Here is a 16,096-nt window from a genome sequence, read left to right as displayed (position 1 = left end):
ATTACCGAAAAATTGGGTTTAAAGCCTCCCCCTTTTAGGGGGACTTTATGTTATGCTTAAAAGAGCGGAAAGGTATTCAACCGCTCTAAAAACCTATAGCTACCGTTCCTTGTAGCGTTTGCACCTTGAAAACTAGAGCTAGGGGGCGCATGCACACCGAATGCTTGTGCTTAGGAATTGCTCTAAGCATCAAGTACCAGAGAACCAATTTTTTTAGGTTTAAACTGTACCGTAGGGCATACGGGAACAGGCTCTTGATAGCGCAGCTCCTCTGAAAGAGGCAATAGAGCGAACGCGCAGGCGTGAGAACCATCTCTGGACTAGATTCCGTAAGGTGTTTAGTTTAAGTAGACTCATTGTTGGCGTAGCCTTGCGGAGCGCAAACCAAGAATCCTGGTTTCAGGAGAATCCCCGTGCGTTTACGCCGGGGAGTATGTCAAGTAATCGTTCATTGGTTAAATTAGATATCTGTTTAACCCCCCGATCAACGAAGCGGAATGTGGGTTAAAAAAATCAAGCCAAAGCTAGACATCATAAGATATGCAGATGACTTCATTGTTACTGTAAGGGACAAAGAATCCTTGGAAAAAGTGCTGATCCTAATCAAGCAATGGTTAGCACAAAGAGGTCTATAAATCAGCAATGATAAGACAAGGATAGTTCACATTGATGACGGATTTAACTTCGCTCCCTAGTGTAGCCACAAACCACTACGCTACATATAGCATCTTTGCGTAAGTCCTGTTAATTTGACTTTTTTCCATTAGATCAAACCACAACTTACATGAAATTAGGATAAATCAATGCTAGATAAGATAAATCGTTATGCTCATGGGTTTGTAGCTGTACCAGTAATTTGTACCTGTTCAGAAGCGGGGGTGTTCGAGTTACTATCACAGAAAAAATCACTCAAATTTGAAGAAATAGTAGAATATCTAGCAGCCAATAGTGGACATCTAAAGGTAGCTCTGCGACTGCTAGAATCACTATCATTCCTGTATCGCTCTCAAACAGGGGCATACATACTAACAGAACAAAGTCAACAACATCAAATCATCCCTAAAGCTCTGATGAGCTTATATAAATATCCATTTGAGTTGTATTTAAAAGGAGAAGTAGAAGCAGGAATTAACAGTTGGATTAATCTTTCATGTCGTAGATGGGACACAGAAAACTCATTACTAAGTGATTTATTAGATGGAGTATTAGTCATCCCCCTACTGTTAGAACTCAAGAAACAAAATTTACTTGATGAATCAAAAAAATTATTCAACACATTAACAGATTCAGTCCAACAAGAATTATCTACATTATTCATCAATTTAGGATGGGCAGAAGAAAAAACAGAAGGGCTATATTTAACAGATATAGGTAGATTTATGAGTGACAGATCCTTAAACTTAGGAATAACAGGTTCTTATGCTCCTATGCTGTCACAGATGAAAGAATTACTATTTGGAAATCCTCAGAAAGTATTTGAAAGAGACAAGACAAAAAACGAAAGACATCTAGATAGAACATTAAATGTAGTAGCCAGTGGCTTTCAACACGAAAAGTTTTTTGCCGACACAGATGAAATAATTATATCTATATTTAACCAACAGCCAATAGAAGAGCAACCAAGCTATATAGTAGATATGGGCTGTGGGGATGGAACTTTACTTAAACGAATATATAAAATCATCAAACAATTCTCTGCTAGGGGAAAAGTCTTAACAGAATATCCTATCATCATGGTAGGAGCAGACTACAATCAAGAAGCACTAGAAGTCACAGGTGAAAATTTAGCAGAAATTCCCCATCTACTAATTCCAGGAGATATAGGAGCGCCAGAAAAATTATTAGAGCAACTAAAAGCACAAGGAATAGAGCCAGAAAAAGTATTACATATTCGTTCATTTTTAGACCACGATAGACCATTTATAGCTCCCCAAGACATAGAAAAAGCAGAAACACGGTCTCACTTAGATTATCAAGTAGTAGATGTAGATACTGAAGGAAAACTAATACCGCCTCACATAGCAGTACAAAGTTTAGTAGAACATCTAGAAAGATGGTCATCAATAGTAACTAGACATGGATTATTGCTTTTAGAAGTACACAGTTTAACACCAGGAATAGTTAAAAAATATTTAGATGAAAGTGAATCTCTACATTTTGATGCTTATCATGCTTTCTCAATGCAACATTTAGTAGAAGCAGATGTGTTCTTGATGGCAGCAGCAGAGGTAGGTTTATTTCCTAAGACCCAATTTTTCCGCAAATATCCTAGAGTATTTCCGTTTACCCGAATCACGTTAAACAATTTTGAAAAGAGAACCTACAGAATTAGGCATCCACAACTAGAAGATATTTCCGCTTTAATGAATCTAGAGAAGCTATGCTGGGAGCCACATTTGCAATGTTCACAGAGTTTAATAGAGCAACGAATTAAAGACTCACCCAAAAACCACTTAGTATTAGAAGTAGATAAAGAAGTAGTAGGGGTAATTTACACACAAAGGATAGAAAATCTGGAAAGCCTCAAATCATCAAAATTTAAGAATTTAGGCTCTCTGAGAACACCAGATGGAGAAGTCCTGCAATTTTTGAGTCTGAATATCCATCCTCAGATACAAGGAAGGGGATGGGGAGACCAGTTACGAAAGTTCACACTACAATGGGCAGCCTTAAAGGGAGGTATAGAAGAGGTTGCAGGAGTAACTCGTTGCAGATATTATCACAATAATCCTCAAATGTCAATGAGAGAATATATAGAAAAATGCAATAACACAGGAGAAATATTAGACCCCATACTCAGGTTTCATGTAGGAGGAGGTGCATCAATAGTAGATATTGTCCCCAACTATAGGCCAGAGGATTCAGATAATCAAGGCAGTGGTGTGCTGATTAAATATGAACTAACTGAGCAATTAGAAGAGAAGAAAACAGAAGTAGAGTCTCCTAGTCAAAAGGTGGATGTAGAAAAAGTCAAGGATGTTCCAGTATTTATAGAAAACTCAATTAAAAAAATACTTGGTAAAAAACGGAGTTCAGCTTTTTCATACAACCGCCCAATTAGAGAAATGGGTTTAGACTCTTTAGATTTACTAGAACTCAGAAGCTTATTAGAAAAAGGTTTAGGAAAGAAATTAGACTCAACAATATTCTTCGACTATGGCACAGCAGCAGCTTTAGGGGGATATTTTAATCAGCAATTGAACCTACTTTCAAAACCAGATAAACAATTAGTAGTAAAAACAGATGCAAGATCCCAGGAATTCAAGATTAGTAGACAAACTATTTCAGAGGTAGAGCAGGGAGTTAATAGCAACCAAGTACTGCCTGAGTCAGGAGTAGCAATTATTGGTATGGCTTGTAGATTTCCTGGAGGAGTTAATAGCCCGGAAGATTTTTGGCAGTTATTATCTGAGGGCAAAGATGCAATTGGACAAGTACCAACAACTAGATGGGATATAGACCATTATTTAGAGCTTAATGGAGAAGAGCAAAATGGAAGTCGGTTTGGTGGTTTTTTAGACCAGGTAGATTATTTTGATGCCCCATTGTTTCGTATGTCTCCACGAGAAGCGAGCGGTACAGATCCTCAACATCGTATCTTACTGGAAGAAAGTTGGCAGGCATTGGAAAGAGCAGGAATAGCTCCAGATTCACTGGTAGGTACACAGACAGGAGTGTTTGTAGGTATGATTTCTCATGACTACGAACTATTAATGGTCAAACAAAATCAACCAAATGAGTTGGGAGCTTATTTTAGCACAGGTAACTCATCATCAGTAGCAGCAGGTCGTCTAGCTTATTTTTTGGGAGTACAAGGGCCAGCTCTGTGTGTGGATACTGCCTGTTCAAGTTCCTTAGTAGCAATACATCTAGCAGCTCAAAGTTTGTTGAAAGGGGAATGCAATCTAGCTTTAGCTGCAGGAGTAAATCTGATCCTCTCTCCAGAATTGAGCCTAACTTATTCCCAAGCAGGTATGCTTTCTCCCGATGGACGTTGCAAAACTTTTGACGCAGCAGCAAATGGTTATGTCCGGAGTGAAGGATGTGGGGTAATTAACTGTTAAACTTAAACTGTAGAAAATAGTTGTCAAATGTAGAAAAGTATTGTAATATTAAATAGTTAATAAAAAGCCTAAATTTAGGCAATAAATGATTTTGACCATGATAGTAGTCACACGTGACTACAGCAAAATTTGAGGGTTAGTGCACAATTGATTGTTGTTGACAGACATATAATTAGACGAACACATAACTTTGTGGCGGGTGTGTGATGAATTAGCTTTTAAGTCAAAAAATCTGTATAACTTAGCAAACTATCACTGTCGTCAGCATTTTTTCACAACAGGTAAAAGTCTCTCACTAACTAGACTGTACCACGCCACCAAAGATAGCGATGCTTACAGAGCATTACCAACTAAAGTATCAAAACAAATAATAAAATGCTTGGTGACAACTTGGCGTGGTTATTTTCAAGCGATCAAAGAATGGTCACGCATATCCACAAAAGTTTTTAGGTAAACCTAAAATACCAAAGTATAAGGACAAAACCAAAGGTAGAAATGTAGTTATATATTCATGCATAATCAGTCTATAGAGCAAGTCTAAAAGATGGTATTTGTCACTTATCCATGAGTGATATCAAAATACCTGTAGTTGTGGATACTGTAATCGAAGTCAGGATAGTACCTGCTACTGGTTGCTATGTAATTGAAGTAGTCTATGAAAAAAAATCTGTTGCACAAATAAACTCAAAATATGTAGCAGGAATAGATTTAGGTATTGATAGATTAGTAGCTCTATCTACTTGCCAAGCCTGGTGTGAAACCTTTGCTGGTTAACGGGAAGCCACTAAAAAGTGTCAATCAACTGTATAATAAGCGTAAAGCCAAGTACCAAAGTCATCTCAAAGGCAACAGAAAAACCAGTCGGATATATTGAAGCATTGAGTTATCGTAGAAATCGTTTTGTGGAGAATTACCTGCATAACACCAGCAAGTTAGTCGTCAATTATTTAGTGACTAATAATATTGGTACTGTAGTAATTGGAAAAAATGATAATTGGAAACAAAGTGCAAACATCGGCAAAATCAACAACCAAAAATTTACCCAAATACCTCACTCCAAGCTAATTGAACAGATAACTTATAAATGTCAATTGGCAGGAATCAAGGTAATTGAAACAGCAAGATTGTTATACCAGTAAAACTTCTGCACTTGACCTGGAATTGCCCTGTAAGCATGAATTGTATGTGGGAAAACGAGTCAAACGTGGTTTGTTTAGAAGTTCAACAGGTAAAGCGATAAATGCTGACATCAATGGCAGTATTCAGATATAAGACAAGAAATTCCCAGAGGCATTTAGTGCCGAGGGAATAGTGAGCTGCGCCGAGAGCGCCAGTGTTGGTTAATCCAATATCAAGATAAAGGCTGTTTCATTTTTCTACAGTTTTTTTCGTACGGTAGTGGTACTAAAGCCTCTGAGTTTAGCGATAGAAGATGGAGATAAAATTCTAGGGATTGTCAGGGGAAGTGCTATCAACCAGGATGGAGCTAGTAATGGGTTAACCGCTCCTAATAGGCAAGCTCAGTCGGATTTGCTAAGAAAGACTTTAGATGAGGCTCGAGTATCACCTGATGATGTGCAATATATAGAAGCACATGGCACTGGCACAGCTTTAGGGGACCCAGTGGAGTTAAAGGCATTAGAAGCAGTGTATGGAGAAGGGCGAGAGTTAAATAATCCATTGATAGTGAGTTCAGTTAAGACAAATATTGGGCATACCGAAGCAGCTGCGGGTATGGCGGGATTGATGAAAGTAATTTTGTCAATGCAACATCAGAGGATTCCACGTCATTTACATTTTCAGCAACTTAATCCGGAGATTAGAGTTGAGAAGATGCCCTTAGTTATTCCGACTGAGAACAAACAATGGATAACCCAGGAGATTATTAAGCCTCGGTTAGCAGGAGTGAGTTCATTTGGATTTAGTGGTACAAATGCTCATCTTATTGTGCAAGAGGCTCCAGTTGCATTTAAAAATACTGAGACTCTGTATGGAGTAAAGGCAGAAGGGAAAGCTGGGCTAGAAAGTCAAAAGCAAAAAATAGAACGGCCGATAGACATTCTTACCCTTTCAGCTAATTCAGAATCAGCTTTGCTAGAACTGGCGAAAAAGTATGCTAATTTCCTAGAGGAGAACTCTGATTTAGCTTTGTCAGATGTAAGTTTTAGTGCCAATACAGGTAGAGCGCACTTAAAGCATCGTTTGGCTGTGGTGGGAGAATCTGTGGCAGAAATGGTAGAGCAGTTATTGGAGTTTGGAATAGAGGAAATTGAGAGTCAAAGTACAGAAGAAGCAGTGAAAGTAGCTTTTCTGTTTACAGGGCAAGGTTCTCAATATCTGGGAATGGGACGTGAACTTTATGAGACACAACCCCTATTTCGTCAGGAGTTGGAAAGATGTGATGCTTTATTGAGAGAAGAATTAGGGCGATCGCTGCTAGACGTGATTTTTGGAGATAGTGAATCGTTATTGGCTGAGACTGCTTATACTCAACCTGCTCTGTTTGCTCTTGAATATGCTTTGTTCAAGTTATGGGAATTCTGGGGGATTAAACCAGATGTAGTCATGGGCCACAGCGTAGGAGAATATGTGGCAGCTTGTGTGGCAGGAGTATTTAGTTTAGAAGATGGTCTGAAATTAATTGCCATGCGGGGGCGGTTAATGCAGCAGTTACCCCCTGGTGGTGTGATGGTGTCAGTAAGGGCATCAGAATCTGTGGTAACAGAAGCTATAGGAGAATATAGTTCTAGGGTGACAATAGCAGCGTTCAATGGACCAGAAAGTATAGTAATTTCTGGTGAAAGTGAAGCGATGGGAACAATTTGTAGTAACTTAGAAGCTATAGGAGTTAAAACTAAGCAATTGCAAGTTTCTCATGCTTTTCATTCTCCATTGATGGAACCAATGTTAACAGAATTTGAAGCAGTAGCCAGTAAAATCACCTATAATCGACCAAAAATACCACTAATATCAAATGTTACTGGTGAATTAGATACAGAAATAACGACTGCACAATATTGGGTACGTCATGTGCGTCAACCAGTAAGATTTGCCCAAAGTATGAAAACTCTGGAAGAGCAAGGATATGAAATATTCCTGGAAATCGGACCTAAACCAATATTATTAGGAATGGGCAGGCAATGTGTAACAGAAGATGTGGGAGAATGGTTGCCATCATTGCGTCCGGGAATCCCCCTCCCGTCCTCCTTGGAAAGGGGGAGGCCAGAGGATGCTTCGCTTTTGAATGGTGAATGGCAACAAATACTATCCAGCTTAGGAAAATTGTATGTAAAAGGAGTAAAAATAGATTGGTCAGGATTTTACTCTGACTATATTTGTCAGAAGGTAACATTACCCACATATCCATTCCAACGAGAAAGATATTGGGTAGAGATAGATAAGACACATCATAAAAGTCGATTTTTCTCAAGAGATACAAGTTATCACCCCTTACTCGGTAAACGCTTCTACTCTGCAATTCAACAGCAACAAATCCAGTTTGAATCCCAACTGAGTGCTTCTGAACCATTCTACTTGAAGTACCATCGAGTCTTCGATCAAGTCATATTTACTGCTGCTGATTATTTAGAGATGATATTAGCTGCTGGTGTGACTCTATTCAGTTCTCAAAAACTAGTGCTAGAAAACTTACAGCGCTTTTCAAATTGATGAACCACATCGTCATAACCAAAACCCAGTAGGGACGTTGCATGCAATGTCCCTACTGTGGTCTACTGAAATGAAAACCGCTGTAAAGGATTATTTTTTTATAGCGCTTTTCACATGGATAGACTACAGTTAGTATGGGCAACCCAAAAGCATTTTTCTACTCCCTACTCCCTACTCCCTACTCCCTACTCTAAGCGCCAAAAATAATTTTGTGGTCTACTCAAATGAAAAGCGCTGTAGTACTTCAAAGAGCATTAGTTTTAGATGAAGAGAAACTCAAGACAATTCAAACAGTTTTCACCCCATTGGAAAATCAAACGTACCAATTTCAGATTTTCAGTACAGATCAAGAATACAATCAGCAACAGCCTAGTTGGAAACTCCACATAGAAGGAAAACTTAGAGAGCAGGAAAGAGATAGTGAACCTACTGTCGCGAACTTAGAAGCCTTGAAAGAAACTTTTCCTCAACAGATAGAAGTAACAGATATTTACCAGAAATTTCACACTCGCGGCATTGACTACGGTGTCAGTTTCCAATGTCTTAAGCAGTTGTGGTGTGGGGAAGGCAAAGCTATGGGGGAAATTCAGTTGCCAGAGGAACTCGTAGGAGATTTGACAAACTACCAACTACATCCAGTATTTTTAGATGTCGGTATGCAGGTGATTACTGCTGCTATCAAGGAAGAGGAAAGTCAGACTGTTTATATGCCAGTATCAATCGAACGCTTGACAGTATATGATCATCCTGATACCAATTTGTGGGCAATGGAATCTGTAGCAAAACTTTTTAACAACAACACAGACAGCTACAGCTTAAGTGGCAAAATCACCCTTCTGAATAGCAAAGGAGAGACAATTGCTGTAATGGAAGGCTTGCAACTAAAGCAAGTCACAAGGGAAGCTTTGATGGAGAACGAAGCAGATAAACTCAGTAATTGGTTATATGAAATAGAGTGGCGATCGCAACCTAGTTTTAGTCGGGAACTGCCACCGGAATACTTATTGAGTCCAGTAGCAATAGACCTGAAACTGCGTCCTCTAGTATCTGAATTAGCCTCAGAATTTGATTTCAAGACCAATAGTCAATTTGTCAGCCAGTTAGAAGCCTTGAGCCTTGATTATATTATACAGGCATTTGTAGAAATAAACTGGTCGTTCCCCGATGGAGAAAGTTTTTCTAGTGAATCTTTAGCCGAAAACCTGGAGGTCGTATCGCAACATCGACAACTGTTTAACCGTCTGCTAGAAATCCTCGCAGAAGAAGGAATTTTGCAAGGTACAACAGAACATTGGCAAGTCGTTAAAAGTCTGGGAACAAATCCACAGGTTAAAATTGATGCCTTACGAAATCAATACCCTCAAGGCAAGGCGTTACTTACCTTACTAGAGCGGTGTGGTTCTCAACTAAGTGCAGTGCTGAGAGGAAAAGTAGATCCACTACAGTTGGTTTTCCCAGAAGGCGATCTAACAACAACTACCCAAGTGTATGAGGAATTATCCGAAGCACAATTAATGAATACAGTAGTCCAGCAAGGGATATCAACTGCTTTAGAAAAGTTGCCTAAAGATAGAGGAGTAAGGTTATTAGAAATTGGTGCTGGCACTGGAGGAACAAGTAGTTATCTTTTGCCCCGTCTAAATCCTCTGCAAACAGAATATGTATTCACCGATCTAGGTAGTTTTTTGATCAACAAGGCCAAAGAAAAATTCCAGGATTACCCGTTTGTGCGCTATCAACAGCTAGATATAGAAAAAGATCCAACAGCTCAGGGGTTTGAATCTCATAAATATGATTTGATTGTGGCAGCAAATGTGCTGCACGCTACCACATCTTTGCAGCAGACTCTAGAAAATGTTCGACAACTGTTAGCGCCAGAAGGAATCTTAGTGTTACTTGAAACAACATCTCGTCAAAGGTACCTAGATTTAGTATTTGGACTATTAGAAGGATGGTGGAGGTTTCAAGATGTTGATTTACGACCTAACTATCCTCTACTAGAGGCATCTCAATGGCAGCAAATCCTAAAAGAAAATAATTTTCCAGAAGTAGTTGTTTTACCAGAGATAGAGGGAAATCACCAAGAAGAATTTGGGCAAAGTGTAATTATTGCTCAATCTTCACCAACCCCATCATCCCTAGCTTTACCTGACGAACCCAAGAGTTGGTTAATTTTGGCAGATCGACAAAGAGTTGGTGAAAATCTGGCAACTCAAATGCGATCGCGAGGAGAAATCTGCACTTTGGTTAAACCTGGGCAAGAATATCAACAAATAGAGGCAGAAGAATTTACGATTAACCCTGAAAACCCCGAAGATTTCCAAAAACTTATTTCTCAGTTGGTAACACACTCAGCAACCTTGTATGGAGTGATTCAATGCTGGAGTTTAGAAACACCAGAAGGTAATTTGACTACGGAAGAATTAACGTCAGCATCCCAGATTGGATGTGGTACGACTTTGTCGTTAGTGCAGGCATTGGTCAAGACAGAATTATCTCGTTGCCCTCACCTCTGGTTAGTTACTCAAGGAGCGCAAGCAGTACCGGATAATAATCCTGTTGTATCAGGGGTAGCTCAATCTTCTTTGTGTGGAATGGGAAAGACAATTGCTTCAGAACATCCTGAGCTAAAGTGTGTGCGTTTAGATTTAGACCCGCAGCAAGAGGTTCAAGAGCAAGCAAGAACTCTGATGGCAGAAATTTACTCAGAGTCTAGTGAAGATGAAGTGGCATTCCGGCAAGGAAGTCGTTATGTGTCAAGGTTGGTGCGTTCTCGCCACACCCAAGATACTATTCATAAGCCCTTAACTATTAGTGAAGAAGCTACCTACTTAATTGCAGGTGGTCTAGGGGGTGTGGGCTTACTTGTAGCTCGTTGGTTGGTAGAAAAGGGAGCGAGACATTTAGTATTAATAGGACGTAGTGGAGTTCAGGAGACTACTCAGAGTCAGTTGAGCGAATTAGAACAAGCTGGTGCTCAGGTAATTGTGGCACAAGCAGATGTGTCTGATATGGAATCACTAAGTAAGGTTTGGTCTGAGATTGAACAAAATCTGCCACCGTTGAAAGGAGTAATTAATAGTGCTGGGGTTGTAGATGATACAATTCTGAAGCACCATAGTTGGCAAAAGTTCATCAAGGTGATGGCCCCCAAAATCGAAGGTTCTTGGAATCTCCATGTTTTGAGTCAAAACCAATCTTTGGACTTTTTTGTGATGTTTTCGTCTATAACCTATTTTCTGGGTACAGGGGGTGCAGGTAATTATTCTAGTGCCAATGCTTTTCAGCATACTTTAGCCTACTATCGGCAATCCCAGTCCTTGCCGGCCATGACAATTAACTGGGGATTCATATTAGGAATTGGTTTGGAAACTCGGGTGAGAACAATTAAGAAGTTACAAAACCAAGCAATGGGATTAGTTTTTATGTCACCTGAGAAAGCAATGGAAGCTTTAGAACTACTATTAGGTACTCCTACAGTAGGAGTGGGAGTAGTACCTATGAACTGGTCTCAACTTTTCCAAACACTGCCTGCTGATGTAAACATACCATTTTTTGAGGAGTTAGCAGTAAGTCAGCCAGTGACACCAGTTAAGCAGTACCAGCTTTCACAAGAATTGAAGGTTGCATCTACAAATGCAGAATTTTTAGCCAAACTAGAGGCAGCATCAAATGAGAAACGTCAAGAAATTTTAACCGAATACATTCGGAGGCAGGTAGCTCAGGTACTAGGTTTCAGTTCATCTAAATTACTAGAAGTGAATTTAGGCTTTATGGAAATGGGAATGGACTCTTTGATGACAATAGAATTAAAAAATCGACTGCAAAATCTACTAGGAACCAAGTTACCTGAGACAATAGCCATCGAATATCCAACCATTGCCAAATTGTCCTTATATATAGAAGAATTAATGAGATGGAAGACAATAGAAATTGACCCATCTGCTGAAGAAGAAGAAACAGAAACCAAATTGATGATGGAGCGCTCAAAAACTGAAGCGATCGCTATCATCGGTATAGGCTGTAGATTCCCGGGAAATGCTAACACACCAGAAAGCTTCTGGGAATTGTTATCCAATGGCGAAGACTCCATTACAGAGATTCCACTAGAACGTTGGGATATAGATTTCTACTACGATCCCAATCCTGAGACTCCAGGTAAAATGTATATCCGTCACGCAGCATTAATCGATAAAGTAGATAAGTTCGATCCACGATTTTTTGGCATCTCCGATCGAGAAGCTCATCGCCTTGATCCACAGCAACGCTTGATTTTAGAAGTAACATGGGAAGCCTTAGAAAGAGCTAGTATTAACCCCCAACAATTAGAAAATACTCAGACAGGAGTGTTCCTAGGTATTGGTCAAAATGATTACGCTAATTTAGGTTTCCGCCAAGGAGCGGAAGATATTAGCCCTTACGATGCAACAGGAAATGGATTTTGTTTTGTAGCAGGTAGATTATCTTACTTTTTAGGGTTGCAAGGCCCATCAATAGCAATAGATACAGCTTGTTCATCATCTCTGGTAGCTGTCCATGAAGCTTGTCAGAGTCTACGCCAAGGTGAGTCTAATCTAGCTTTAGCTGGAGGAGTGCAACTAATTCTCTCTCCTGAAGTGACAACCGCACTATCAAAATTAAAGGCTCTAGCACCTGATGGCAAGTGTAAAACTTTTGATGCTGCGGCTGATGGTTATGGTAGGGGAGAAGGATGTGGCATTGTGGTACTTAAGCGTTTGTCGGATGCACTCAAGGATGGGGACAGGATATCGGCAGTAATTCGTGGTTCAGCTGTTAACCATGATGGGCCTAGTAGCGGAATGACAGTACCGAATAAACTGGCTCAGGAAAAACTGATTCAGAAAGCTCTGAAAGCAGCAAAAGTAGAACCCGATCAAGTGAGTTATGTAGAGGCTCATGGTACAGGAACTTCTTTGGGAGATCCTATGGAAGTGAGAGCTTTAGCTAGGGTGTTTGAGGAGGGGCGTGAAGGGGAAAATCTCTTAAATATCGGTTCAGTTAAAACTAATATAGGTCATCTAGAAGCTGCAGCAGGAATAGCAGGTATAATTAAGGTAATTTTGCAATTGCAACATCAGGAAATTGCGCCTCATCTGCATTTTGCTAATCCTAACCCTTATATTGATTGGGAAAATATGCCTTTGAAAGTACCGACTCAACTGACTCCTTGGTTGTCATCAGGGGATAAAAGGGTTGCGGGGGTTAGTTCTTTTGGTATGAGTGGTACTAATGTTCATGTAGTTTTAGAAGAAGCTCCTATTGAAGTCAGAAGTCAAAATTCAAAAGGCAAAAGTGAAGACGCTCTAGAGCGTCCGTTGCATTTATTAACTCTGTCGGCGAAAACAGAAAAAGCTCTAGAAGATTTAGTCAGTAATTATCAAAGTTATCTAGAAACTAATCCCGAATTAGCCCTAGCAGATGTATGCTATACAGCTAACAGTGGACGCGCTCAGTTTAATTATCGACTAGGGGCGATCGCTTCTTCCCCTACAGAATTAAGAGAGAAACTGCTGGAGTGGAAAACTCAGTCAGAATTAGTAGGAGTATTTTCAGGACAACCAAATAGTGAAAGTCCCAAAATAGCATTCCTATTTACAGGCCAAGGTTCCCAGTATGTAAATATGGGAAGACAACTATATGAACAAGCACCCACTTTCCGTCAAGCTATTGAAGCCGGAAAAATAGGTCAGATTCAAATTCAAGGTTTGACACTAACCAGTGGTTATTATAACGATCCTGAAAAGCAACAAGAAGCTTTCACAGAAGATGGTTGGTTTAAAACAGGAGATTTAGGATTTCTCAAAGAGGGACGATTAACAATTACTGGAAGACAAAAAGATGTCATTATTATTAATGGCATTAATTATTATAGCCATGAAATTGAAGGTGTCGTTGAAGAATTGAAGGGGATAGAAGTTTCTTATACTGCGGCTTGTGTTGTTCGTCAGAGTGAAGAAAATACGGATCGATTAGCTATCTTTTTTAGTTATAAAATGATGACAGAGCTAGAAAAGATAAATCTTCTAAAAGAGATTCGCTCTCAAGTAATAAAATCTATTGGGGTTAATCCCGATTATTTAATTCCGGTAGAACCTAAGATAATTCCTAAAACTGCTATTGGTAAAATTCAGCGTTCGCAATTGAAACAGCAGTTTGAAGCAGGAGGGTTTAACTCAATATTAAAAGAAGTCGATCTATTACTCGAAAACCACAATACTATTCCTAATTGGTTTTATCAGCAAGTCTGGCGTGAAAAAGAAGTAGAATTTGTCAAGTTTCAGCCTCAGACAGGTATTTCATTAATCTTGTTTGATTCTCTGGGGTTAGGCAGTTTCTTATCAGAAAAATTAACTAAGTACCATCAATCCTGTATCAAAGTTTTTGCAGCTTCTGAGTTTACTAAAATTAGTGAGGATAGCTATACGATCGCTTTAGATAATCCAGAACATTATCAACAACTTCTTGAATCTATATCGGTTAGGGAAAAACCAATTAGTCAAATCTTACATCTTGTTCAATATCAAGAATATACAGGAGAAATAACTGAATTAGAGCTTTTAGAACAGGCTCAAGTTCGAGGGCTGTATAGTCTATTGTATTTAATTCAAGCTCTAGACAAAATTCAAGGAACAGAACATCCGGTGCGGTTATTCTCTGTTGCTAATAACAGTCAATTAGTACAACCCACAGATAAAATTGCTTATGAAAAAACGACTGTTTTGGGTTTACTGAAAACAATAGTACAGGAAATTCCTGGATTGAGCTGTCGTCACATCGATCTCCCTGTGAATGAAGCAGATGAGAATAAAATTTATTTGTGGCAAGAGTTATGCACAACTTGTCCAGACTTGGAGATAGCCTATCGCAATGGAAAACGCTTTATTTCCGGTCTTGAGGCGGCAAATTTAGCTTCAGAAAGTCAACGAGAAGTTCCGCTGCAAGCAGGAGGAGTGTACCTAATCAGTGGTGGACTTGGCGGGATAGGAGTGCAACTTGCTCAGTATCTTTTGCAACAGTATCAAACTCGATTAATATTAGTCGGACGTACTCCTTTATAGCTGCTCAACCCAGAAAAGATAGAAGCATACGAACAGTTGCAGCAATTACCTGGTGAACTGGTTTATCAGGATGTAGATATTAGTAACTTACAAGAACTGCAAAATCTAGTTTCTCAGACAGTAAGTGAATGGGGAGGTGAACTGAATGGCATAATTCATCTAGCGGGGATGTTACAAGAAAAATCCCTATTATCAGAGACAAAATCCAGTATATCCGAAGTGCTCCTTCCGAAAGTATCAGGAACTTGGGCATTACATCAATTACTGAAAAATAACTCTGACAGTCTATTCATTCACTTTGCTTCAGTGAATGGGTTCTTAGGTGGAGCAACCGTGGGTGCATATTCCGCAGCCAATAGTTTTCAAACAGCTTTTTGTCATTATCAAAATACCTATACTAATCTCAAAAGTTATTGTTTGTCTTGGAGTATGTGGGATGAAACGGGAATGAGCAAAGGATATCAAATGAAAGACCTCAGTCAGGCCAAAGGATATTTTGCTATTGCCCCTTCTCAAGGAGTTTCTTCTCTCTTAGCAACCTTGTGTCAAAAACCTGGCGATTGCTTAATTGGATTAGATCGAACTAAGCCTTACATCCAGTATTTACTCTCAAACTGTCAGAATTTACAACAGTTGACGGCTTATTTTACCTCACCAACTCAAAATTGGCAAGTTAATCCATGGCAAGATATAGAAGTGCGCGATCGTCTGGATACCCTGACTAACTGTGAAGGAGTACAACTTGAAGAAATGCCTCTAACGGAAAATGGGGAAATTAATCTTAACCTACTCTTTGGAGGGAATTCCAGTTTTGGCAAGACTGCTCGCCAACAACAACAACCGCGTACCCAAACTGAACATCAACTGGTACAAATATTTGAGGAAGTCCTGAAACTTTCCCCTGTGGGAATTGAAGATAATTTCTTTGAATTAGGAGGTCATTCTCTACTTGCTACCCAATTAGTATCTCGCATCCGCCAAACCTTTGAAATTGATGTTCCTCTCACTATGGTGTTTCAAAGTTCTACAATTATTGAACTTGCAGAACGAGTCGATGGCATTCGTAGCTTGTTAATTGATATACAAACAGCTCCGTCAGAAGACTTAAAACCTGGTGAAGAAGAAATTGAATTATGATATATAGAGCTTATTTGGGAGATGGGGAGATGGGGTGATGGGGTGATGGGGGGATGGGGTGAGGAAAAAAAGCTATAGCAATGTGCGCTGGCATATTTACAAATCACAGGAAGTGTCCAATAGCTCAAAGTCTTATATTATAGTAAG

The 16,096-nt window shown here is 39.4% G+C and carries 7 protein-coding genes and 1 pseudogene; all 8 read left to right on the top strand.

The genetic code is table 11. The annotated features are described in order from the left end of the window. The first annotated feature begins 803 nt into the window (after positions 1-803). Positions 804-4,064: a GNAT family N-acetyltransferase gene (locus F6K54_RS23810; protein WP_293082847.1), complete on the top strand. Its 3,261-nt coding sequence runs from the start codon at positions 804-806 to the stop codon at positions 4,062-4,064. Positions 4,065-4,254: 190 nt separating this feature from the next. After that, positions 4,255-4,518, top strand: coding sequence for a hypothetical protein (locus tag F6K54_RS23805; RefSeq protein ID WP_293082845.1), 264 nt, complete (start codon positions 4,255-4,257; stop codon positions 4,516-4,518). A gap of 110 nt (positions 4,519-4,628) precedes the next feature. Then, positions 4,629-4,838, top strand: a complete 210-nt coding sequence (locus F6K54_RS23800) for a hypothetical protein (protein WP_293082842.1) — start codon at positions 4,629-4,631, stop codon at positions 4,836-4,838. A 17-nt stretch (positions 4,839-4,855) separates the two neighbouring features. After that, positions 4,856-5,203 carry an IS200/IS605 family accessory protein TnpB-related protein gene (locus tag F6K54_RS23795; RefSeq protein WP_293082839.1) on the top strand — a complete coding sequence of 116 codons (348 nt, stop codon included), beginning with the start codon at positions 4,856-4,858 and terminating at the stop codon, positions 5,201-5,203. Beyond that, on the top strand, positions 5,175-5,336 hold the full coding sequence (locus F6K54_RS23790) for a hypothetical protein (protein ID WP_293082836.1): 162 nt from the start codon (positions 5,175-5,177) through the stop codon (positions 5,334-5,336). Before F6K54_RS23795 ends, F6K54_RS23790 begins: the two co-directional genes overlap by 29 nt. Positions 5,337-5,462: 126 nt before the next feature. Then, entirely contained in the window at positions 5,463-7,733 is a 2,271-nt protein-coding gene (locus F6K54_RS23785; RefSeq protein WP_293082833.1) for a type I polyketide synthase, read from the top strand. A gap of 224 nt (positions 7,734-7,957) precedes the next feature. Continuing rightward, positions 7,958-15,241: pseudogene (locus tag F6K54_RS23780) on the top strand (SDR family NAD(P)-dependent oxidoreductase); the annotation flags it as partial. Continuing rightward, positions 15,242-15,949: a phosphopantetheine-binding protein gene (locus F6K54_RS43860; protein WP_375341998.1), complete on the top strand. Its 708-nt coding sequence runs from the start codon at positions 15,242-15,244 to the stop codon at positions 15,947-15,949. Positions 15,950-16,096 lie beyond the last annotated feature (147 nt).

The sequence above is a fragment of the Okeania sp. SIO3B5 genome (genome assembly GCF_010692555.1).
GTDB lineage: Bacteria > Cyanobacteriota > Cyanobacteriia > Cyanobacteriales > Microcoleaceae > Okeania.
This window is presented reverse-complemented; position numbering and strand designations above follow the sequence as displayed.